Origin of the sequence: Pyxidicoccus sp. MSG2 (assembly GCF_026626705.1) — a bacterium.
In the GTDB taxonomy this organism is placed as follows: domain Bacteria; phylum Myxococcota; class Myxococcia; order Myxococcales; family Myxococcaceae; genus Myxococcus.
The window spans coordinates 10,015,300-10,036,724 of sequence record NZ_JAPNKC010000001.1; the positions used below are offsets into that span (position 1 = coordinate 10,015,300).

A 21,425-nucleotide genomic window follows, 5' to 3' on the forward strand; every position below is an offset into this window, starting at 1 on the left:
CGCCCTCCACGAAAGAGATTCGCGATGAACAACAAGTGGCTCAAGACAGGGCTTGCTGGCGCGATGCTGCTCGGCGCCATCGTTGCGGTGGCCGGCCCGGATACGTTCTTCCTGGGGGTGGGGAATACGGACCTGTTGGTCCCGTCGGCGACCGGCGAGCCCACCACGGTGCAGGTCAACACCTACGCCCTGGTCACGAACATCTCCTCCCCCGCGAATGGGCGTCCGGTACTGACGCTCGCGACCACGGCCCCGAACAAGCGGGTGGGGAATGTGGCCGCCGACTTCGGCGCGGTCCGGCTGGTGCTACTCCTTCAGCCGACGGGCATCGACCCCATCACCGTGCCTCCCGTTCTGGAGGCGCAGGACGCAATCAACCTCGACAACAACCCGGTGGGCCGCTGGGAGTTGGCGGAGATCCACTCCTACACCCCTACAGGCGGGCTGCTGGAGCTGACCGCGCCGCTCAAGTACACCTACGTGGCTGGCAAGACGCAGGTCATCTCGCTGCCAGAGTACGAGGACGTCGAGGTCGCCACCGGCGCCGCCATCGAGGCGCTTGCCTGGAACGGGGTGAACGGTGGAGTGGTGGCGTTCCTGGCCTCCGACCTCGTGGACCTCCAGGGAACCGGGAAGATCAGCGTGGATGGCGCCGGCTTTCGCGGTGGCTCGTTCGACCGCTACACCGGTGCGGCCACCATTGGCTGTACGGCGGAAGACGAGGACGACACCCAGGGCAGCTCCGCGGGGGGGCTGCTGGGCGAGAAGGGCGAGGGGCTGGAGCCCACCCGGTATACCAATGACGCGCGTGGGCGGTTGAACTTCACCAATGGTGGAGGTGGTGGGGTTTGTGCGCGCTCGGGCGGCGGCGGTGGTGGCAACGGTGGACAGGGCGGTAACGGTGGCAGGTCGGTGGACGGTAACCGGGAGGTGGGCGGTCTCGGCGGTGCCTCACTGACCTACTCCGCGCTGGACCACCTCACGATGGGCGGCGGCGGCGGCAGTGGTCAGGGAACGGACAACACCTCGGGCCAATCCCACGGAGGGAAGGGCGGCGGCATCATCTTCTTCCGTGCGAAGGAGGTGACAGGTTCGGGGAAGATCTCCGCGTTGGGTTTGCCTGGAGCCAACGGTGGCCCCGACGGCGGCGGCGGCGGCGGCGCGGGTGGGACCATCTCCATGCGGTTGACGCAAAAGTGCGCCGATGTGGGGCTCCAGGCGAACGGTGGCGGTGGCGGCTCGGTCAGCACGGTCGACAATCCCAGCGGCACGCGAGCTCCGGGCCCCGGCGGCGGTGGCGGTGGCGGCCGGGTGCTGCTCCAGGCGACGCAGGGCTCCACGTGCTCCATCTCCGTGTCCGCGGGCGCTGCGGGACTGACCGCGGCCCCCTCGGTGACGCGGGACGCAACGCCAGCGTCGACCCTGGTCAATGCGTATCCCTACACGGGGGCCGTGACCTTCATCGCCGACGGTATGCAGACCGTCATCACCGCGCCTTCGCTCAGCGGCTCCACCCCGACGAATGACGCGACGCCCACCCTGACGGGGACGGGGCCCGTGAGCGTGGGGGTGCTGATCTACCCCGTGGACACCGCGGGCTCGCTGACCTCGTCAAGCCGGCCAGTGGCCCGTACCGTGACTGGCTCCAACGGGCAGTACTCCGTAGACGTGCCTCTGGCGGAGGGGACCACCATCCTCAAGGCCGCGGCGGAGATCCAGGGCCTTCAGGGGCCACTGGGAAATGCCCTCACGATCCGGGTCGATACGCTCCCACCGGATACGAACCTGACGACCAACGTGAGCTCCCCCACCAATGCCACCAACGTGAGCTTCGCGGTCGAGGGGCTCGAGTCCGACCGGCTGAACTGCAACACGAATAGCCGGTGCACGCTGGAGTGCAGCGTCAACTTCAACAATGGCGCGGACAGCTACGGGCCCTGTCCGGGCAGCCTCAGCTTTCCCACCGCCAGCACCGGCACGTACACGCTCAAGGCCCGCGCGCGGGACACTGCGGGCAACGTGGACCCCACGCCCGCCATTCTTACCTGGGAGGTGGAGCGGACGCTGCCGGACGTGGCGATTGCCACGAGCGCGCCCACGCCCCCTCCGCCTCGCATCAATGCCACCACCGCGGCATTCCGCTTCACCAGCCTTGCCAACGACGTCGACCATTACAAGTGCCGGCTGACCACCGGCGGAACTGTCGGGAACTACGCCCCCTGTCTGGAGACCCACGTCCTCACCGGCCTGACGGAGAACAGCTACACGCTGGCCGTGGTGGCGGTGGACAAGGCTGGCAACGAGACGGCGACAGCGGCCAGTCGCTCCTGGGAGGTAGACCTGACGAGGCCGCAGACGGGAATCACGGGCACGCCGCCGACGGCGACGTCGCAGCCCATCACGTTCGTCTTCGGCCCCGCGCCGACGGACCTGGACCAGTACCAGTGCAGCCTGAACGGGTCGGCCTTCACCATGTGCCCCAGCTCGCACACGCCCAGCACCCCGACGGATGGCGACTACACGCTGCTGGTGCGGGCACGGGACACGGCGGGCAACGTGGACGAGAGCCCCGCCAGCCACACCTGGACGTTCGACACGACCCCTCCGCCGGTCACCATCCAGGCGCATGTGACGAGCCCCACCAACGCCACCAGCGCGGGCTTCGACTTCAACTCCCTCGCGCAGGACGTGGTGGGCTTCAAGTGCCAGCTGACCACGGGAGGCGTCGCTGGCGGCTGGGCCCCCTGCGCGGCCTCCAAGTTCTTCACCGGCCTGACGGAGAGCAGCTACACGCTGGCCGTGGTGGCGGTGGACAAGGCCGGCAACGAGACGGCGTTGCCCACCACCTTCTCCTGGGTGGTGGACCTGACGAGGCCGCAGACGGGAATCACGGGCACGCCGCCGACGGCGACGTCGCAGCCCATCACGTTCACCTTCGGCCCCGCGCCAGCGGACCTGGACCAGTACCAGTGCAGCCTGAACGGGTCGGCCTTCACCATGTGCCCCAGCTCGCACACGCCCAGCACCCCGACGGATGGCGACTACACGCTGCTGGTGCGGGCACGGGACACGGCGGGCAACGTGGACGAGAGCCCCGCCAGCCACACCTGGACGTTCGACACGACCCCTCCGCCGGTCACCATCCAGGCGCATGTGACGAGCCCCACCAACGCCACCAGCGCGGGCTTCGACTTCAACTCCCTCGCGCAGGACGTGGTGGGCTTCAAGTGCCAGCTGACCACGGGAGGCGTCGCTGGCGGCTGGGCCCCCTGCGCGGCCTCCAAGTTCTTCACCGGCCTGACGGAGAGCAGCTACACGCTGGCCGTGGTGGCGGTGGACAAGGCCGGCAACGAGACGGCGTTGCCCACCACCTTCTCCTGGGTGGTGGACCTGACGAGGCCGCAGACGGGAATCACGGGCACGCCGCCGACGGCGACATCGCAGCCCATCACGTTCACCTTCGGCCCCGCGCCAGCGGACCTGGCCGAGTACCAGTGCAGCCTGAACGGGTCGGCCTTCACCGTGTGCCCCAGCTCGCACACGCCCAGCACCCCGACGGATGGCGACTACACGCTGCTGGTGCGGGCACGGGACACGGCGGGCAACGTGGACGAGAGCCCCGCCAGCCACACCTGGACGTTCGACACCGTGGCGCCTGATACCGGGATTCGAGCGACCTCGCCCGTTCCCCCCCAGAGCCGGAACAGCTCCCTCACGGCAGCCTTCGGCTTCACGAGCCTCGCCAACGATGTCGCCCGCTTCGAGTGCCGGGTGACCACGGGAGCGAACGTCGGGGCCTGGGCCACCTGCCCCGCAACCCATGTCCTCAGCGACCTGTCGGATGGGACGTCGTACACCCTGGAGGTGAGGGCCGTCGATCGGGCGGGCAACTCGGATGCATCTCCGGCCAGCCACGTCTGGACGGTGGATGTCACGCCGCCGGACACCGCGTTCCATGCGCGGTGCATTCCGGACGAGCTGACGAGTCTGCTCGACGCGAAGTTCATCTACACCTCCGGGGACGTAGATCTCGCCCGCTTCGAGTGCAGCGTCGACGGTGAGGATTTCCAGCTGTGTGAGCTCGACGTTCCGGGCGATCTGCCCACCGCTGAAGTGCCCGATCCTCCCTGTACCTCGAACTACCACGAGCGACGCGTCGCGGATGGGTTGCACAAGATGCTCATCCGGGCTGTGGACACCGCTGGCAACGTGGACCCCACGCCGGCGACCCATGCCTGGCGCGTCGAGTCCGATGACGTGACAACCCAGATCAACGGCCGGCCCGCCGTGCTCACCAACGACAACGTTCCGGAATTCGCCTTCACCTCGAACCGGGGGAATGTGACGTTCCGGTGCAAGCTCGACGACGCGGCGGAGGTGGCCTGTGGGACCATCACCCCCACGACGCGGGTCATCGAGCACACGTTCCCCCCCGTGGGGGAGGGGCCACACACGCTCAACGTGTACGCGGTGGATACCGACCCCGAGATCGATGAGCGCGACCCCTCGGGGGCCTTCTATACCTGGGTGGTGGATACCGAGGCGCCCACGGAGTCCCCGCTCGTGAGCGAGCCGGCGCAGGAGTTCGTCAACACGACGACCCTGACCATCCGGGGCACGGCCCTGGAGCAGGGCTTCGTCACCGTCTACCTTGGAACCCAGGTCGTCGGGCGGGTCGAGACCACGCCGCTGCTCACGTGGGAGGTGCGCGACGTGCTGGTGGCGGAGCAGCAGTACACCCTCCGAACCACGCTGACCGACCGAGCGACCAACGTGGGGCTGCTGGAGAACTCTGTCCCGCGGAACCTCACAGTCGATGTCACCCCACCTGGCACCCGCATCGTGGACGCTCCCGCGGAGCGAGGGCGCGAGCGGAGCGTCTCCTTCACCTTCGAAGTGCAGGCGGAAGTGAACCCCGATGGCTTCGAGTGCCGTCTTGGCGTGGATGGTCCCTTCGCGAGATGCACCAGCCCGCATCTGGTCTCCGCCACCCAGGACGGCCAGTACCTGCTCCAGGTGCGTGCGGTGGACAAGGCGGGGAATGCCGACCCGACGCCCGCCATCCATGGCTGGTTGGTCGATGCCACGCGTCCCGGTACGAACATCCTCACGAGGCCCGAGTTGTTCGATCGCTCGGAGAACTCACGGTTCACGTTTGCTTCGGAGGAGTCGGGGGTGGGTTTCGAGTGCAAGGTCGATGCGTCCGACTTCCTCGCCTGCGACAGCACCTTCGTCACCGAGCGGCTGGATGAGGGCCCCCATACCCTGATGGTGCGAGCCGTTGACCAGGTGGGCAACCAGGACGAGAGCCCCGAGACCTACTCCTGGACGGTGGATGACACCGCTCCCGCGCTGCCCACGGTGGACTTCCCGGGAGAGAACAGCCTGGTGGAGACGCGGACGCCGCAGTTCCGAGGCAGTGCCGAGGGCGGTGCCAGCGAAGTGGTCATCTTCGTGGATGGGACCGAGCGGGGGCGGGTGAGCGTGGACGAGGCGGGACAGTGGCGCTTCACGCTGCCCGAAGAGATTCCCAACGGGGAGCACTCAGTCAGCGCCTACGCCGTGGACCAGGCCCGGAACGAGAGCGGGCGCACCGCGCTGCGGCGCTTCCAGGTCATCCCCTCGGTGGAGATCGACTCGCGCGGTGGTGGCCTGAGCTGTTCCCTGGGAGGCGGTGGCGGCTCGTCGCTGGCCACGCTGGGGCTCATCGGGCTCTGCCTGTGGGGGGCCCGCCGTCGGCGGCAGTCCTCGCGGTAGGGCGGCATCCTCTGGGTGTAGGGGAAGGGATGCCGCCTTCCAGTCGTTGTGGGATTGCATGCTTGCGTCGGCGGGGAAGTTCGGCTACTTGTCGCCCGCTGTTCAGGGTCGTCTGCGGGATTAGCTCAGCTGGATAGAGCGTTGGCCTCCGGAGCCAAAGGCCACAGGTTCGAATCCTGTATCCCGCGCAGAGACAAGGGCCCGGAACCGAGGGAGAACTCCTTCCGGTTCCGGGCCCTTCGTCTTTCATGGTCTCCCACTCGCACGTGGAGGGCTCATGCGGACAGGCCCCAGCCTCGGGATGGGCTCCTGCCCAGGCTCCGCGCGGCGCCACGCCTGCACTGTCGCCCCCTTGTGGATTCCCGGTTCCTCCAGTATTCGCGGCTCTCCGCCGTGCGACGTCCTTATTCCCGGCGGGGAGTGAGCGTTCATGAAGAGCCGTGCCGTAACGTGTGCATTGGGGCTGCTGGCCATTCTCGGAGCACTCGCTTGTGGTGGCGGTGACGGATCGGACACGCCGCAGAAGCCCACCGCCCAGGCACCGGGCGCGCCATCCGCCGTCACGGGGGTTCCAGGTGACGGGCATGCACTGGTGACCTGGACTGCGCCGACGAATGACGGTGGGAGCGCCATCCAGGACTACGTCGTTCGAGCCATGCAGGACGGCTCCATCGCGAAGACCCAGCGGAGCGCGACGCCGTCCGTCACCGTCTCGGGATTGACCAATGGCGTGCGCTATACGTTCACCGTGGCTGCCACCAACTCGGTCGGTGAGGGCCCGGTGTCGGTGGCCTCGGCGGCGGTGGTGCCCCGGGTCATCCCGGGCGCGCCACGCAACGTCGTGGCAACCCCTGGCGACAAGCAGACCACGGTGACGTGGGAGGAGCCGGCGGACACCGGCATGCCCATCACCGGCTACATCGTCACGGTGCGTGAGGGCGAGACGGTGGTTGTCACGCAGCAGGCATCCGGTCGGACCGCCACCATCACCGGCCTCATCAATGGCAGGAGCTATCAGGTCACCGTGACGGCCAACAACTCGGTCGTCGGCGGCCCGTCTTCCGGTCCCGTGGCCGTCACGCCCGTGTCCGTGCCGGGAGCGCCGACCCTCACAGCGCGGTTCAACACCGAGCGGGTGTACCTGAGCTGGACGGTGGCGGACGACGGCGGAAGGCCGGTGCTCGGCTATACCGTGACTGTCAGGGACGGCGACACGGTGTTGCGGACCATTGAAACCACGGACACGCAGCTGGAAGTGTCCGAGCTCACCAATGGCACGACCTACCATTTCATCGTCGTGGCAAGGAATGACCTCGGGGTGGGGGTTGCATCCGAGCCCACTCCGGTCAAACCGTGTGCGGCGGCGGGCAGGCCCCGCAGTCCCGTGGCGGACGAGGGCGATGGGCAGGTGACACTCCGCTGGCTGCCTCCCACGGATCAGGGAGGATGCCCGGTGGAGAGGTACCGGGTGACCACGCTCACGGCCGAAGGCGAGTTCCTTGAATGGTCCACGCCTGACCTGAGCTTCCTGGTGACCGGGCTGCGCAATGGCACGACCTACAGCTACAGTGTGTCGGCACTGAGCCAGGGCGGGGAAGGAAGCTCCGTGAGCATCCAGGCGACCCCGTACACGCGTCCTTCCGTCCCTGTCGCGCTCAGCGCGGTGCCCGGGGATGGCTTGGTCAGCCTGAGCTGGGACGCGCCATTCGACGGAGGGTCGCTCATCAACCATTACGAGGTCATCAGCGAGCCTGGTGGGCAGCGCCGCACCTTCCAGTGGGCCCCGACCGGCGGGAGCTACGACATCACGGGGTTGACGAACGGCACGCTCTATACGTTCTCCGTCCGGGCGTCGAACAATGCCGGATATGGAGACGCCGCGACGGCTACGGCGACTCCGACCGCACCGTAGGCGCGAGTCTGCTCCTCACCCCGAGGAGTGACTGAGGGTCGGAAGCCTCCACGGGCCTCCGGCCCTCCTTCATTTCCAGGCCTACGCCTCCGCTTGCGGTTGCTGCGGCAGGTGGAAGCGCACGGTGCGCACGCGCCGAGGCGAGGACTCCAGCACCTCGACCACCAGGCCGCCCTCGGCCTTCAGCCGCGTCCCCGGCTCCGGGATGGCGCCGCCCGCGAGTGCAATGCACAGCCCCGCCACCGTCGAGTAGTCCTGGTCCTCATCCAGCTCCAGCCCCAGCGCGCGGTTGACGTCGCGCAGCGCCGCCGAGGCCTGCACCAGCGCCGTGGTCGGGCCCTCGCGCGTCACCAGCTCCTCGGGCGTCTCTGACTCGCTGAGGATGTCCCCGACGAGCTCCTCCACGAGGTCCTCCACCGTCACCAGTCCCGCCACGCCGCCGCGCTCGTCCACCACCACCGCCAGCTGCATGCGCCGCTTCTGCAGCTCCTTCAGCGCGTCCATGGCGCGCATGGACTCCACGAGGAAGAAGGGCTGCCGCATCACGTCCTCCAGGACGATGAGGTTGCCCTCCCACGCCACGCCGAGCAGGTCCTTGGCGATGACGTAGCCGACGATGTTGTCCACCGAGCCTTCGTACACCGGCATGCGCGAGTGGCCGTGCTCCAGCAGCACCTGGCGGATCTCCTCCGCGCTCGAGTGCCGCCGCAGCGCGACGATGTGCTCGCGCGGCACCATCAGCTCGCCCAGCGTCAGGTCGCCCATCTCGAAGGCTCGCGACGCAATCTCGCCCGCGTGCGGGTCCAGGGTGCCCTGCTTCGCGGCCTCCTCCACCAGTTGCTGCAGCTCCTCCGCCGACAGCCGGCCTTCCGTGAAGTTCGTCCGGTCTCCGAAGAGCCGCAGCACCACGTTGGAGCTGGCCGTGAGGAACCACACCACCGGTCGCATCAGCCACGACAGCCCATGCAGCGGCCGGCCGATGAGCAGCGCATAGCGCTCACCCGCGCGCAGGGCGAGCGACTTGGGCACCAGCTCGCCCAGCACCAGTGAGAGGTACGAGACGAAGGCCACCACCGCCGCCAGGGCCACGTCGTCCGCCTGCTGCTCCGGCAGTCCCAGTCGCGCCAGCACGCCGCCCAGCCGGGTGGCCATGCTCGCGCCGCCGAAGGCCGCCGCGGTGGCGCCGATGACGGTGATGCCGATCTGCACCGTGGCCAGGAAGCGCTCGGGGTCTCCCCGGAGCTTCTCCACCGCCTTCGCCGAGCCGCTGCCCTCGTCCATCAGCTCCCGCAGCCGCGTGCGCCGCATGGAGAGCACCGCCAGCTCGGCTCCGGCGAAGATGCCATTGCCCAGGACCAGCAGCAGGATGATGACGAGCTCGGTGACGATGACGGCCCTCCTCTCAGGGGCCCTCTACCCTAACCGTCGCGGGCTGGCCGCTCACTCACCAAGTGACTGCAAGAGGAGCGACAGTTGATCCCGGCTCGCGCCCTTGGGCAGGTAGTAGTGCGGACCGGACAGCAGGGCGCTGCCCACGTCCTGCGCCGCCGCCGAGGTGAGGAACACGATGCGGGGATGGGGGCCGCGCGGCAGCCGCTCCACGACCTCCAGCCCGCTCAGGCCGGGCATGTTGAGGTCCAGCAGCATCACCCCGTAGCGGTCACCCCGCCTCAGCGTGTCCAGCGCTTCCTGTCCATCCGCGGCTTCGAAAGTCTCATAGCCAAGGTCCTCCAGACTGAGCCGGAGAAACTCCCGCCAGTCCGCGTCGTCATCGACGACCAGGACCTTCCGTGCGCCATCATCCGTTGCGAGTCGCGCCAATCATCCTCCCCCGACAGGAGATGAACGCCGCTGAACGCGTCCATCATTCACACCAGGCGCTGAAATGGCGCCTGCCGGGAGAGCGGGCGGGCGGGCGCTAGAACAACGCGATGCCGAGCTGTCCGACGAGGTACTGCAATGCGGGGCGCACGTTGTGGCTCGCGGTGCGGGGGCGCTCCGACATCGTGGCCCGGCACCACGCCGGCTCGCCGAGCAGCCGGCCGGCCTGGTGCTGGAACACGCGGAAGCGCCCCAGGTCCGCGGAGCTGCCCGCGTTGTAGATGCGCAGTGGTCGCGCCGCTTCCGACTCCAGCATCCGCTCGCCGGGGATGTGCCGGTGGCCGTGCAGCACCAGGTCACACCGCCCCTGCAGCCGCGACACCCACTCCGCGCCCACGGGCAATTCCGCCGCGTGGGGCCAGCCCAGCATCGTGGCCAGTCGCTCCGGGAAGCTCTCCTCGGGCAGCGGCAGGATGTGGTGGTGCACCAGCACCGCCGTCAGTGTCCCGCGCGGCGCCGCGGCCAGGGCAGTGTCCACCGCGTCCAGTTCGGCACGGGACAGCTCTCCGTGGCTCGCGAAGTAGTTGCGGTTGTGAGGGCCGGTGGAGTCCACGCAGACGAAGTACAGCCCCGGCTGCTCCACCACGCGCACCTTCTGGCCCGCCATCCACTGACTTCCCGCGTCGTCGCCGGGGCGGTCATGGTTGCCGGGGATGAAGGTGAGCCGGCCTTCGTCCAGCAGCGGCGCGAAGAGCTCGCGGAAGCGCTGATACTCCGCGCTCATGCCCTGGTGCGTCAGGTCCCCCGTCACCACCACGTGGTCCACGGCGCTGGCCTGGAGCGCTCCCATCAGCGCGCGGCCCGCCGCATCGCTCTCGGGGGTCAGGTCCAGGTGGAGATCGGACAGATGTGCCAGCGTTCGGACAGGCATGCCCTTGTAGATAGGCATTCCTCGCGGCGGCATCAGGGCCTTCTGGTGAATGGCTAGCAAGTGCTTTGCGACAGTCGTGCGTCAGCTCACGACTTCGCCCACCAGCAACTCCTCACGCGCGTGAAGCGTGTGCTCGGGAACAGAGGCGGGGGCACGCGCCGGCACCAGCCGGGTGCCCGGCGCCACGCGCAGCTTCGTGCCGCGCCAGTCCACCGTGCGAAAGAAGACGCCGTGCCACCAGGCCGCGAAGAGCAGCGCGTCCTTCACGAGCACCCCCGGCACCGCGTCCCAGGGAAGCGCTTCGGCGCGCAGCGCGCGGCACGTGGCCAGGTCCACCGCCACCTTGCCCAGTACCACCGCCATGGCCACCATGCCCGTCGTGGGGGAGGGTGCGAGCAGCGCGCCCAGCACGGCCAGCGGCGCCGGGTTCAGGAGCGACTGGGCCAGGTACGTGGCCGGAGACACCGCCGTGCGGTGGATGACGCTCCAGCGCAGGTAGCGCTGGAAGAAGGCCTTCACGCTCTTGCGCAGCGACACGTTGAACACCGGCGTGCGCGCCACCACCACGCGCTTGCCAAGCTTGCGCGTCACCCACTGGCCGATGACGAAGTCCTCCGCCAGCACGTCCTTCACGGAGAAGAAGCCGCCCAGCGCGTCCACGTCCGCGCGGCGCAGCGCCATGGACTTGCCCACGACGATGTCCTGGTCCGCGCAGCGCTTGGCGGCAATCATCCCCGCCGCCGCGCTGGAAGCCAGGTAGAGGTTGTCCAGCAGCGAGCCGAAGCTCTTCTCTCCCAGCCCCGCCACCGGGTGCGTCACGCAGCCCACCCGCGGGTCCGCGAAGGCCGCGGCCAGTTCCTCCAGGTAACCCGGCGCCACGCGCGTGTTGCTGTCGCTGATGACCAGCACGTCGTGGCGCGCCCGGTCCGCCAGGGTGATGAGCTGGTTCACCTTCGGGTTCAGCCCCGGCTCGCCCTCCTGCAACTCCAGGCGCATGCGGTCCGGCCACCGCGCCACCGCCGCCCGCGCCACCGCGAAGGCCGCGTCCCGGGTGTCCTTCACGCCCAGCACCACCTCGTAGTCGCCCGCGTAGTCGAGCCGGGCGAACTGCTCCAGGTTCGCCTCCAGGTCATCGTCCACGCCGCATAGCGGCTTGAGGATGGAGAGGCCGGGCCGGGGCGCGCCCGCGGGGAGGACGCGGGGCGCGTCGCGCCGGTGCCGGAGCACGAAGAGGTACTGGATGAAGAGGGCGGTGAGGCCGAAGAGGGCGGCGAGCAGCAGGAGGCCGGAGGCGGGCAGCATTCGCGGGCAGTCCCCAGAGTCGGCGCGCAGGCATTGCGCGACCTGGGTGGCACGCTAGAGGTGGCTCGCGTCAGGCCCGCGGAGCACTCGCGGCGCCCGGGGCAATTCGGTGTGACGCCCCGGTGAAGCCGTCTGGCTAGTCGGTGAGGTTGCGGCTGCGCGGGTGGCGGATGTCCTTGCCGCGCACCATGTAGACCACCATCTCCGCCACGTTCATCGCGTGGTCGCCGATGCGCTCCAGGTGCTTGGCGATGAACATCAGCGCGGTGGCCCGGCGGATGTTCTTCGAGTCCTCCATCATGTACGCGAGGAGCTCGTTGAAGATCTTCAGGAAGAGGGCGTCGAGCAGGTCATCACCCTGGAGCACCTCCTCCGCCTTCGTCACGTCACCGGAGACGAAGGCGTCCAGGGACCGCTTCACCTGCTGCTGGGCCAGCTCCGCCAGCCGGGGCGTGTCCACGTAGGGCGCGAGCGGGGGGACCTGATTCAGGTCCATGGAGCGCTCGGCGATGTTGACGGCCAGGTCACCGATGCGCTCGAGGTCCGTCACGATCTTCAGCGCGGTGGTGATGAGGCGCAAATCGCTCGCGGCCGGCTGGCGCAGGGCGAGGATGCGACGGCACAGCTCGTCGATCTCCACCTCCAGGCGGTTGACGTCCTTGTCCGCCGCGACGACCTTCTCCGCGAGCGCGCTGTCGCGCTCGGTGAGGGCCTTCATGCTCTGCGCGATGAGGTTCTCCACCTTGGCCCCCATCGCGAGGAGCTTCTCCCGCAGGTCCCTCAGGTCCTGCTCGAAGGCCTTGTCCGTATGGGTCGCCGCCATCTCCCGTGTCCCTTCTTCCGCTCGTCCACTCACCCGAACTTGCCGGTGACGTAGTCCTCGGTGCGCTTCTCGCGAGGGTTGGTGAAGATCTGCTCCGTGCCCCCGCATTCCACCAGCTCGCCCATGTAGAAGAAAGCCGTCCGGTCCGACACCCGCGCGGCCTGCTGCATGTTGTGGGTGACGATGGCGATGGTGTACTGCGCCTTCAGCTCGTGGATGAGCTCTTCGATTTTCGCGGTGGCGATGGGGTCCAGCGCGCTGGCGGGCTCGTCCATCAGCAGCACCTCGGGCTCCACGGCCATGGCGCGGGCGATGCACAGGCGCTGCTGCTGGCCGCCGGACAGGCCGAGGGCGCTCTCGTTGAGGCGGTCCTTCACCTCGTCCCAGAGGGCCGCGCCGCGCAGGGACTTCTCCACCCGGGCCGCCAGCTCCGCCTTGTCCTTCATGCCCCCCACGCGCAGGCCGTAGGCCACGTTCTCGAAGATGCTCTTGGGGAAGGGGTTGGACTTCTGGAACACCATGCCCACGCGGCGGCGCAGGTCCACCACGTCCACGCTGCGGTCGTGGATGTCCGTGTCGTCCAGGAGGATGGCGCCCGTGTGGTTGGTGCCCGGAATCAGGTCATTCATCCGGTTGAGCGAGCGCAGGAAGGTGGACTTGCCGCAGCCGGAGGGGCCGATGAGCGCCGTCACCCGCCGCTCGAGGATGGCCAGGGAGACCTTGTTGATGGCCGTCTTGGTGCCGTAGCGGAGCGTCAACTCCCGCGACTCCATCTTCGCGCGCGGGGCATGGGGCTGGAGGGACATGGAAGGCGTACCGTCTCTCAGTGGGCGCCGGCGGCCTTGCGGCGCGTGCGCGTCCGGATGATGACCGCGACGAGGTTGAGGGCGAAGGTGAGCAGCAGCAGCACCAGCACCGTCGCGTACAGCAGCGGGCGGGTGGCCTCCACGTCCGGTGACTGCGTGGCCAGCACGTACGTGTGGTAGCCCAGGTGCATGAACTGCGAGTTGAGGTGGCTGGGCAGATCCGGGAGGAAGTAGGCCGCGCCCGTGAAGAGGATGGGCGCCACCTCGCCCGCGCCGCGGGAGATGGCCAGCACCGCGCCGGTGAGGATGCCCGGCAGCGCGCCCGGCAGCACCACCCGCACCAGCGTCTGGGACTGGGTGGCCCCCAGCGCGAGGCTCGCGGTGCGGTGGTCCAGCGGCACCGCGCGCAGGGCCTCTTCGGTGGAGACGATGACCACCGGCAGCGTCAGCACCGCCAGGGTGAGCGACGCCCAGAGGATGCCCGGCTGCGCCCAGTGCATCTCCTCGTAGCCCAGCACGCGGTCCATGCCCTGGCCGACGAAGAGGATGAAGAAGCCCAGGCCGAAGAGGCCGAAGACGATGGAGGGCACGCCGGCCAGGTTCACGACGGCGACGCGCACCCAGGCCGCGAGGCGCGAGCCCGGCGGGGCGTACTCGTGGAGGTAGACGGCGGTGAGCACGCCCACCGGCATCACCGCCAGCGTCATCAGCAGGGTGAGCGCGGCGGTGCCGACGATGGCGGGGAAGATGCCGCCGCCCATCATGCCGTCGCTCGGCGGCTGGGTGAGGAACGTCCAGGTGACGTGGCTGGCGCCGTTGGCGACCACGTCCAGGAGGATGAGGACCAGCATGCCCACCATGAGGAAGGCGGCCAGGCCGGTGAGCGTCGTCAGGAACAGCCCCACCGCGCGGCGCATGCGGTACGTCACGAGGCACTCCCCGTCAGGCGCTTGATGACCTTCTTCGTCCAGGTGGACGCGAGCATGTTGAGGACGAAGGTGAAGAGGAACAACTGCACGCCGATGAAGAAGAGGAGGGAGTAGTGGGGGCTGCCCACCACCACCTCGCCCATCTCCGCGGCGATGGTGGCCGACAGCGAGCGCACCGAGTCGCCCAGGCTGGCGGAGACGATGGCCGCGTTACCGGACGCCATGAGGATGATCATCGTCTCGCCGATGGCGCGCCCGAAGCCCAGCACGCACGCGGCGAGGATTCCGGGAGCCGCCGCGGGGAGCACCACCTTCCACGCCGTCTCCCACGGGGTGGCTCCCAGCGCCAGGGAAGCCTCTCGGTAGCTGCGCGGCACCGCGGTGAGCGAGTCCTCGGCCACGGTGAAGATGACGGGGACGATGGCCAGCGCCAGGCCGATGCCGGCCACCAGCGCGTTGAGCCGGGTGTGCAGGCCGAACGCCTCCTGCAGCACGGTGGCCATCACCATCAGCGCGAAGAAGCCCAGCACCACGGAGGGAATTCCCGCCAGCAATTCGATGACGGGCTTGAGCAGCTCGCGCAGGCGGCGGGGGGCAAACTCGGCGGCGTAGAGCGCGCCGAAGACGCCCACGGGGACGGCCACCAGCATGGAGACGACGGTGGTCTTCAGCGTCCCGATGAACAGCGGAATCATGCTGACCTTGGGGATATTGGAGACCGGCTGCCAGACGAAGGCGGGCGGCTTCCCCTGCCGCACCACCTGCGGCAGGAACATCTTGGAGAGGCTGGCCTCGTGGCGGGCCTCGGGCTCCAGGAAGAGCGCGAGCGCCTCCTTGGCCACGAAGACGATGATGAGCACGAGGGCGGCGATGCCGGTGAAGGCCACCAGCGTGACGAAGCCCGCGATGACCTTCTCCCGGAGCTGTCGGCGCCGCGCGGCCGCGGACAGCCGCGGCACTGCCAAGGTTTCCGTGAGGCCCTGCTGCATGACCACCTGTCTATCCATGTGCGTCAGGGCCTCGCGTGACAATCGTGTGACGCCGGTACTACTTCACGGGGAAGTAGCCGACCTTGGTGACGATGGCCTGCCCCTCGGCCGAGAGGGCGAAGTCGATGAAGGCCTTGACCTCGCCAGAGGGCTTGTTGCGCAGGTAGAAGTAGAGGTCGCGCGAGAGCGGGTACTTGCCGTTCTTGATGTTCTCCGCGGTGGGGGCGATCTCCTCGTTGCCCTTCTTGACCTTCAGCTCCTTGATGCCCTTGGCGTACGCGGCGCCGCCGTAGCCGATGCCGTTCTTCTCCTTGGCGACGGCGTTCACCACCGCGGCGGTGCCGGGCAGCGTCTGGGCGGAGGAGGTGTAGTCCTCGCCGTTGAGGACGTTGTCCTTCACGAACACGTAGGTGCCGGAGGAGTTCTCACGGGAGTAGACGACGATGGGCGCGTCCGGGCCGCCCACTTCCTTCCAATTGGTGATGTCTCCCAGGTAGATGCCGCGCAGCTGCTCCATGGTGAGCGAGTTCACCGGGTTGGAGCCGTTGACGTAGAAGGTGACGCCGTCCTTGGCCACCGCGATTTCCACACCGGTGGTGTTGTAGCGGGTGCGCAGCTTCTCGCCCTCGGCGTCCTTCATCTCGCGGCTGGACATGGCGATGTCCGTGGTGCCGTTCTGCAGGGCCGCCAGGCCGGTGCCGGAGCCGCCGCCCGTCACCTGCACCTTGGTGGCGGCGGTCTTCTTCATGAACTCCTCGGCCCAGCGCTGGCCGAGGATGACCATGGTGTCCGAGCCCTTCACGGTGACGTTGCCCGCCTGGGCGGCCAGGGGCACTGCCAGCAGGAACACCGCGACGAGTGACTTGAGGAAGGTCTTCATTGTGGTCTCTCCGAGTTGCGGTTGGTGGGAGCAGGCCTAGTAGCGGGCCTGGAGCTGGAGGGTGAGCAGGTTGTCGTGCGGGTCCTCGGCGGTGCCGGGCGCGGCCGTCATCGGCAGCTCGTAGGCGACGGTGGCCTTGAGGTTCTCCGAGAAGTAGTGGAGCAGGGCGACGGCGAGCGTGCCCACCGAGTTGTTGGGGCCGGGCTTGTGCTCGGGGGTTTCGAGGTTGGGGCGGCCGTTCTCGGGGTCGAAGTAGTCGTAGCGGACGGCGACGGCGTCCGTCAGGCCCACGTTCTGCACCACCAGCCCGTACCAGCCGCTGGCCGGCACGCCGAGCTGATCCACCTTCGTGCTGCCCGAGCTCTTCGAGTACGTCGTGCCGTTGATGTACTCGCCCTTGATGGCGGTGCCGCCGAAGGGGAGCACGTCCAGGTACATCTGCGCGTCCAGCCCGATGCGGTTGCGGTCATACGCGACGCGGTAGGTGTCCGTGGGCTTGCGGCCCAGGGTGTGGCCATACCAGCCGGAGACGCCACCGGAGAGCCACTTCATGTCGAAGCCGGCGCGGCCGATGACGTCCTTCTCCTTGTCGTTGTCCGTGCCGATGAAGCCCTGGTTGAAGATGCCGTTGCCGTCGAAGGCGCCGACGGCGACGTTCAGCAGGCCCTTGTAGAACCGGCTGGAGAACTTCGCGCCGCGGTCCCGCTCGTCGGGGAGGAAGGCGCGGATGACGCGGCTGCGCTCGGGAATCTCGCGGTCGCTGGACGACTGCACGGCCTCGTAGCCGAAGGGCCACTTCATCTGGCCCAGGGTGAGGGCCATCTGCTGCTTCGTCCCGGGGATGTAGAGCGTGGCCTCGGCGTCGCGGACCGTCACGCCGGTGTCGGGCACCGCGTCGATCTGCAGCATCATCTGCGCCCAGTCCGTGGTGTAGGTCGTCTTGAGGCGGCCACGGCGCACGCCGAAGCGGCTGAAGCCGCCCGTGCCGGTGTCGTCCAGGGGCTCCTGGTACTGGTAGCGGGCCTGGACGTAGCCGGAGATCTTCAGCTTCTTGAGCGCGGACAGGTCGTTCTTCGTCTCGATGTTCTGCTCCTCCAGCGAGGAGACCTTGCCCTCGGTGGTGGTCATCCGCTCATCGACGGTGGGCTCCGCGGGGGCCTCGGCGGTCGCGGGCGTCTCGGTGGCGGGGGGCGTCGCGTCGGCCGTGCCGGGCTGGGGCTCCGCAGCCTGGGCCAGGGCCGCGCTGGAGGTCAGGGTGAGCAATGCAACGAGGAGATTGCGCATGGGTTGTGGGGGCTCCGGTGTGTTACGGCGCGTGGCGATCTATGGGTCCCGTGTGGCCTTTTCGCGTCCCGCCTGTCACAAATGGGTGAACGTGCATCACGAACGTGTGACGGGCGTCACGCGGCGGAGGGGTCGATGATGCGGTAGCCGACCCCGCGCACCGTCTCCAGCAGCGCGCGCGCCGGACCGAGCTTGTCGCGCAGGCGCATGACGTGCGTGTCGATGGTGCGGGTCTCCAGGGAGGAGGACAGGCCCCAGACCTCCTCGAGGAGCTGGTCTCGTGTCTGGACGCGGCCCGGCCGCGTCATCAGGTACTCCAGGAGGCGGAACTCGAGCGCGGTGAGCTGCACCTCCTTGCCCTCGACGTAGAAGCGGTGGGCGCCCACGTCCAGCTTGAGGGCGCCGATGATGCGGGGCGCGACGCCGTCCGCGGGCGTGCTGCCGCGGCGGAGGATGGCCTTGAGGCGCAGCACCAGCTCGCGCACGCTGAAGGGCTTGACGACGTAGTCATCCGCGCCCGCCTCGAAGCCGCGGATGCGGTCCGCCTCCTCGCCCTTGGCGGTGAGCATGACGATGAGGACGTCGCGCGTCAGGGTGGAGGCGCGGAGTTGCCGGCAGACGTCCATGCCGGACATGTCCGGCAGCATCAAATCCAGGAGCACCAGGTCTGGTTTCTGCTCGCGGGCGGCGGCCTGGGCGACCTCGCCGGTGTGGGCGACGCGCGTGGTGAAGCCCGCGCCGCGCAGGTTGAAGTCGATCAGCTCCGCGAGGTCTTGCTCGTCGTCGACGATGAGGACATGGGACATGACGCACGCAATGTGCGCGTACCGGTTTTCCGCCGCGTGACGCGTCTGCAACAACTGCGTGAGGTTCCGGGGAAGACAGTTGGGATGGAGTTCGCGGCTCCGGTGTAGATCTCCGTCTCACACCCATGGACCCTCAGCTCCCACCCCCGCCACCGGTTCCCTCGCTCACCCCCACGCCCGGGGAGCTGGCGCATGAGCAGCGGCGGGGCGGCCGCTCCGCGCTGCTCGGCCTGGGCCTGGTGGGACTCCTCGCGCTGACGAGCCCCGTCATCGGCTACGTCGAGGACGTGCGCCGCGCGCGCGAGGAGCTGCTCACCCGTCTGTCGAGCATGGCCCGGGTGCAGGCGGATGCGCTGAGCGTCCACCTGGGCGTGCTGGAGGCGGAGCTGGCCCGCGTTTCGGGGCACCCCGCGCTCTTCCCGGAGGACGGCACCTCGCCGGCGGAGGAGGCGCTGCTCGACAGCGCCTTCTACCACTCGTCCCTCTTCTCGGAGGGCGTGGCGCTGCTCGGGCCCGACGGCAAGCGGCTGTGGAGCGACCCTCCCGGCATGTCGCTGGGGGACTCGCCGGTGACGCAGCGCCCCTGGTTCCGGCGGATGGTGGAGCGGCACGCGCCGGAGATTGACCTGCTCGAGCGCGAGGGCGGGCCGCTCGTCGTGGCCGTTCCCATGATGGGCAGCGGCAGGCTGCGCGGGGTGCTCATGGGCGAGGTGCGGGCCGGGGCGCTGCCCACACGGACCACCGCGGGGACGACGCAGTTGCTGATGGACGAGCGCGGGCGGTTCCTGCTGCCATCCCCCCGGGGCGCGAGCCCGCCGGAGGCGTCGGAGCGGCTGCGGGCGCTCGCGGAGGTACCCGGGCCGCTGAACCTCTCCGGCAACCCGCTGGTGGGCGCGGCGGCCTGGGTGGGGCGGAGCGGGCTGTTGCTGGTGGTGCTGGAGGAGGAGACCGCCACGGCGGACCTGCGCGCGCGGCTGCTCCGGCAGTTGGCCTTCCACGTCGCGCTGCTCGTCAGCACGCTGGTGGTGCTCATCCTCCTCTTCCGTCGCTCCTACCGCTCCCTGCTCGCGGCCGAGGACCGGCTGCGGCGGCAGGAGACGATGGCGGCCCTGGGCACGGCCGCGGCGCTCATCGCGCACGAGGTGAAGAACGCCCTCAATGGCATCCAGGCCGCGCTCTCCGTGCTGCGGCACACCGCCGCGGGCAGCGAGCTGCCCGTCCGGGCACTGCGCTCGCAGGTCGAGCGCCTGGGCCACCTGGCGCGCTCACTGCTGTCCTTCGGCTCGCCCCGGGCCGCGCTGCGCCGCAGCTGCGAGCTGAGGCTGCTGGCGCAGGACGCCCTGCAGGCGGTGAGCATGCTGCCCGAGTCCGAGGTGGTGGAGCTTCGGACGTCGCTGGAGGAGGGGCTGATGGTGCAGGGGGATGCGGCGCTGCTGGTGAGCGCCATCGACAACCTGGTGCGCAACGCGGTGGAGGCGGGCGCGGTGGCCCGGGACACGGGGCTGCGGACCGAGCCGTGGGTGTCGGTGAGCCTGACGCGGGAAGGCGAGGAGGGGGTGCTGGTGGTGGAGGACAACGCGGGAGGCGTGGACCCCGGGCTCGAGCCGCGCCTGTGGGAGCCCTTCGCGACGGGCCGGGCGAAGGGAATCGGCCTGGGGTTGCCCATGGCACGCTCCTCCGTCGAAGCTCATGGGGGAAGCCTGACCTATCTCCGCCGTCCGCAGGGCAGCCGCTTCACGCTTCGGCTGCCCCTGGAGCGCACGCCATGAGCACCCATCTGCTGCTGGTGGACGATGACCGGACCTTCGCCGCGCTGGCCGCGTCAGTGCTCCGGCAGGAAGGCTTCCGGGTGACGACGACGCACTCGCTCCACGACGCGCGCGCGGCCCTCTCCCGCGAGGCGCCGGACGTGGTGGTGCTGGACAGGCGCCTGCCCGACGGGGACGGCATCGACTTCCTCCCCGAGCTGCGCACCCAGTTCCCGGACACCTCCGTGCTGCTGGTGACGGCGCACGGGGACATCGCCAACGCGGTGGAGGCCATCAAGGCGGGCGCGCGCGACTACCTGTCCAAGCCGGTGGAGCTGGACGACCTGGTGCTGCGCGCGCGCCGGGCCGCCGCGGACCTGCAACTGCACGAGCGGCTGCGGCAGGCGGAGAGCGAGCTGGGCGGCCGGCACCGGCTCTTGCGTCCCCGCTCTCCGGCGATGTCGGCCGCGCTGCAGATGCTGGAGCGCATCGCGACGGCGCCGCGCAGCGCGGTGCTGCTGCTGGGCGAGACGGGGGTGGGCAAGGAGGTGATTGCCCGTCACCTGCACGCCCTGCGCGGAGGCCAGGGGCCCTTCGTCCACGTCAACTGCGCGGCGCTGCCCGCGACGATGGTGGAGAGTGAGCTGTTCGGCCACGAGCGCGGCGCCTTCACCGACGCGCGCGCGGCCCGGCGCGGCCTGGTGGAGGTGGCCAATGGCGGCGTGCTCTTCCTCGACGAGGTCGGCGAGCTGCCGCTCGGCCTCCAGGCGAAGCTGCTCACCTTCCTGGACCAGGGGGCGTTCCGCCGCCTGGGTGGCACCGTGGAGCTGCAGAGCACCGCGCGCGTGGTGGCCGCCACCAACCGCGACCTCACACGCGAGGTGGCCGAGGGCCGCTTCCGCGAGGACCTCTACTTCCGCCTGAGCGTCTTCCGGGTGGAGCTGCCGCCCCTGCGCGAGCGGCGCGAGGACGTGCTGCCGCTGGCGGAGTCGCTGGTGGCGGAGCTGTGCGCCGAGCTGGGGCGCAGGCCCGTGGGCTTCTCGCCCGCGGCCGTCAAACGGCTGGAGCGCTACCCCTTCCCGGGCAACGTGCGCGAGCTGCGCAACGTGCTGGAGCGCGCGCTGGTGCTGGAGACGGGGCCCGCCCTGGAGCTGCAGGCGCTGGAGCCGCGCGGTGACGCCGCGCCGTCCCCGACGGACCCGGACGCCTTCGTGGTACCGGGCCCGCCCCGCCCGCTGGAGGAGGTGGAGCGCCTCTACGTCCGCCACGTCCTCGGCCGGCTCGACGGACGGAGGATGGAGGCCGCCCGGGCGCTCGGGCTGTCGTACCCCACCTTCCTCCGCCGACTCGGCGAGGAGTGACGCCGACCGGGCATTCAAGATTCTTTCAGCGCCCGGACCGCCACTTCAAAAAGCTTTCATCCCCCTCCGCCCCCTG

At 69.5% G+C, this 21,425-nt stretch carries 15 protein-coding genes and 1 tRNA gene; 5 read left to right on the forward strand and 11 right to left on the reverse strand.

Translation table 11 applies throughout. From position 1 onward, the window contains the following. Positions 1 to 24: 24 nt before the first annotated feature. From agmC to OV427_RS38995, 3 genes are all read left to right on the forward strand, one after another. A complete protein-coding gene (gene agmC, locus OV427_RS38985; RefSeq protein ID WP_267861308.1) occupies positions 25 to 5,757 on the forward strand; it encodes an adventurous gliding motility protein AgmC in 5,733 nt (1,910 codons plus the stop codon). A gap of 114 nt (positions 5,758 to 5,871) precedes the next feature. Next, positions 5,872 to 5,945 (forward strand) — tRNA-Arg (locus OV427_RS38990). A gap of 242 nt (positions 5,946 to 6,187) precedes the next feature. Continuing rightward, on the forward strand, positions 6,188 to 7,669 hold the full coding sequence (locus tag OV427_RS38995; protein WP_267861309.1) for a fibronectin type III domain-containing protein: 1,482 nt from the start codon (positions 6,188 to 6,190) through the stop codon (positions 7,667 to 7,669). A gap of 81 nt (positions 7,670 to 7,750) precedes the next feature. Here OV427_RS38995 and OV427_RS39000 read toward each other — a convergent pair whose 3' ends face one another. The 11 genes from OV427_RS39000 to OV427_RS39050 all read right to left on the reverse strand — a co-directional run bounded on the left by OV427_RS39000 (position 7,751) and on the right by OV427_RS39050 (position 18,240). Further along, positions 7,751 to 9,031 (reverse strand): hemolysin family protein, encoded by a 1,281-nt coding sequence (locus OV427_RS39000; RefSeq protein ID WP_267863541.1) that lies wholly within the window; start codon positions 9,029 to 9,031, stop codon positions 7,751 to 7,753. A 78-nt stretch (positions 9,032 to 9,109) separates the two neighbouring features. Next, positions 9,110 to 9,490, reverse strand: coding sequence for a response regulator (locus OV427_RS39005; protein WP_267861310.1), 381 nt, complete (start codon positions 9,488 to 9,490; stop codon positions 9,110 to 9,112). Positions 9,491 to 9,587: 97 nt separating this feature from the next. Then, positions 9,588 to 10,421, reverse strand: coding sequence for a metallophosphoesterase family protein (locus tag OV427_RS39010; RefSeq protein WP_267861311.1), 834 nt, complete (start codon positions 10,419 to 10,421; stop codon positions 9,588 to 9,590). 81 nt (positions 10,422 to 10,502) lie between these two features. After that, positions 10,503 to 11,723 carry a glycosyltransferase gene (locus OV427_RS39015; RefSeq protein ID WP_267861312.1) on the reverse strand — a complete coding sequence of 407 codons (1,221 nt, stop codon included), beginning with the start codon at positions 11,721 to 11,723 and terminating at the stop codon, positions 10,503 to 10,505. 136 nt (positions 11,724 to 11,859) lie between these two features. After that, a complete protein-coding gene (gene phoU, locus OV427_RS39020; RefSeq protein WP_267861313.1) occupies positions 11,860 to 12,546 on the reverse strand; it encodes a phosphate signaling complex protein PhoU in 687 nt (228 codons plus the stop codon). 29 nt (positions 12,547 to 12,575) lie between these two features. Next, positions 12,576 to 13,319 (reverse strand): phosphate ABC transporter ATP-binding protein PstB, encoded by a 744-nt coding sequence (pstB, locus tag OV427_RS39025; RefSeq protein ID WP_267863542.1) that lies wholly within the window; start codon positions 13,317 to 13,319, stop codon positions 12,576 to 12,578. 50 nt (positions 13,320 to 13,369) lie between these two features. Continuing rightward, complete coding sequence (gene pstA, locus OV427_RS39030; protein ID WP_267861314.1) at positions 13,370 to 14,281, reverse strand: phosphate ABC transporter permease PstA; 912 nt, start codon at positions 14,279 to 14,281, stop codon at positions 13,370 to 13,372. Next, on the reverse strand, positions 14,278 to 15,288 hold the full coding sequence (gene pstC / locus OV427_RS39035; protein ID WP_267861315.1) for a phosphate ABC transporter permease subunit PstC: 1,011 nt from the start codon (positions 15,286 to 15,288) through the stop codon (positions 14,278 to 14,280). Before pstC ends, pstA begins: the two co-directional genes overlap by 4 nt. A gap of 40 nt (positions 15,289 to 15,328) precedes the next feature. Then, entirely contained in the window at positions 15,329 to 16,150 is an 822-nt protein-coding gene (locus OV427_RS39040; protein ID WP_267861316.1) for a phosphate ABC transporter substrate-binding protein, read from the reverse strand. Between the two features lie 36 nt (positions 16,151 to 16,186). Beyond that, positions 16,187 to 17,434: a porin gene (locus tag OV427_RS39045; protein ID WP_267861317.1), complete on the reverse strand. Its 1,248-nt coding sequence runs from the start codon at positions 17,432 to 17,434 to the stop codon at positions 16,187 to 16,189. Between the two features lie 116 nt (positions 17,435 to 17,550). After that, complete coding sequence (locus OV427_RS39050; protein ID WP_267861318.1) at positions 17,551 to 18,240, reverse strand: response regulator; 690 nt, start codon at positions 18,238 to 18,240, stop codon at positions 17,551 to 17,553. Between the two features lie 125 nt (positions 18,241 to 18,365). Here OV427_RS39050 and OV427_RS39055 point away from each other — a divergent pair, with 125 nt between their 5' ends. Further along, a complete protein-coding gene (locus OV427_RS39055) occupies positions 18,366 to 20,009 on the forward strand; it encodes a sensor histidine kinase (protein WP_267861319.1) in 1,644 nt (547 codons plus the stop codon). Next, on the forward strand, positions 20,006 to 21,349 hold the full coding sequence (locus OV427_RS39060) for a sigma-54-dependent transcriptional regulator (RefSeq protein ID WP_267861320.1): 1,344 nt from the start codon (positions 20,006 to 20,008) through the stop codon (positions 21,347 to 21,349). Before OV427_RS39055 ends, OV427_RS39060 begins: the two co-directional genes overlap by 4 nt. The last annotated feature ends 76 nt before the right edge of the window (positions 21,350 to 21,425 follow it).

Bases quoted from the DNA above. Each gene is read 5' to 3' on its own strand.
- agmC (WP_267861308.1), top strand. From the start codon at position 25: ATGAACAACAAGTGGCTCAAGACAGGGCTTGCTGGCGCGATGCTGCTC.
- OV427_RS38995 (WP_267861309.1), top strand. From the start codon at position 6,188: ATGAAGAGCCGTGCCGTAACGTGTGCATTGGGGCTGCTGGCCATTCTC.
- OV427_RS39010 (WP_267861311.1), bottom strand. From the start codon at position 10,421: ATGCCTGTCCGAACGCTGGCACATCTGTCCGATCTCCACCTGGACCTG.
- OV427_RS39015 (WP_267861312.1), bottom strand. From the start codon at position 11,723: ATGCTGCCCGCCTCCGGCCTCCTGCTGCTCGCCGCCCTCTTCGGCCTC.
- phoU (WP_267861313.1), bottom strand. From the start codon at position 12,546: ATGGCGGCGACCCATACGGACAAGGCCTTCGAGCAGGACCTGAGGGAC.
- pstB (WP_267863542.1), bottom strand. From the start codon at position 13,319: ATGGAGTCGCGGGAGTTGACGCTCCGCTACGGCACCAAGACGGCCATC.
- pstC (WP_267861315.1), bottom strand. From the start codon at position 15,288: ATGGATAGACAGGTGGTCATGCAGCAGGGCCTCACGGAAACCTTGGCA.
- OV427_RS39040 (WP_267861316.1), bottom strand. From the start codon at position 16,150: ATGAAGACCTTCCTCAAGTCACTCGTCGCGGTGTTCCTGCTGGCAGTG.
- OV427_RS39045 (WP_267861317.1), bottom strand. From the start codon at position 17,434: ATGCGCAATCTCCTCGTTGCATTGCTCACCCTGACCTCCAGCGCGGCC.
- OV427_RS39050 (WP_267861318.1), bottom strand. From the start codon at position 18,240: ATGTCCCATGTCCTCATCGTCGACGACGAGCAAGACCTCGCGGAGCTG.
- OV427_RS39055 (WP_267861319.1), top strand. From the start codon at position 18,366: ATGGACCCTCAGCTCCCACCCCCGCCACCGGTTCCCTCGCTCACCCCC.
- OV427_RS39060 (WP_267861320.1), top strand. From the start codon at position 20,006: ATGAGCACCCATCTGCTGCTGGTGGACGATGACCGGACCTTCGCCGCG.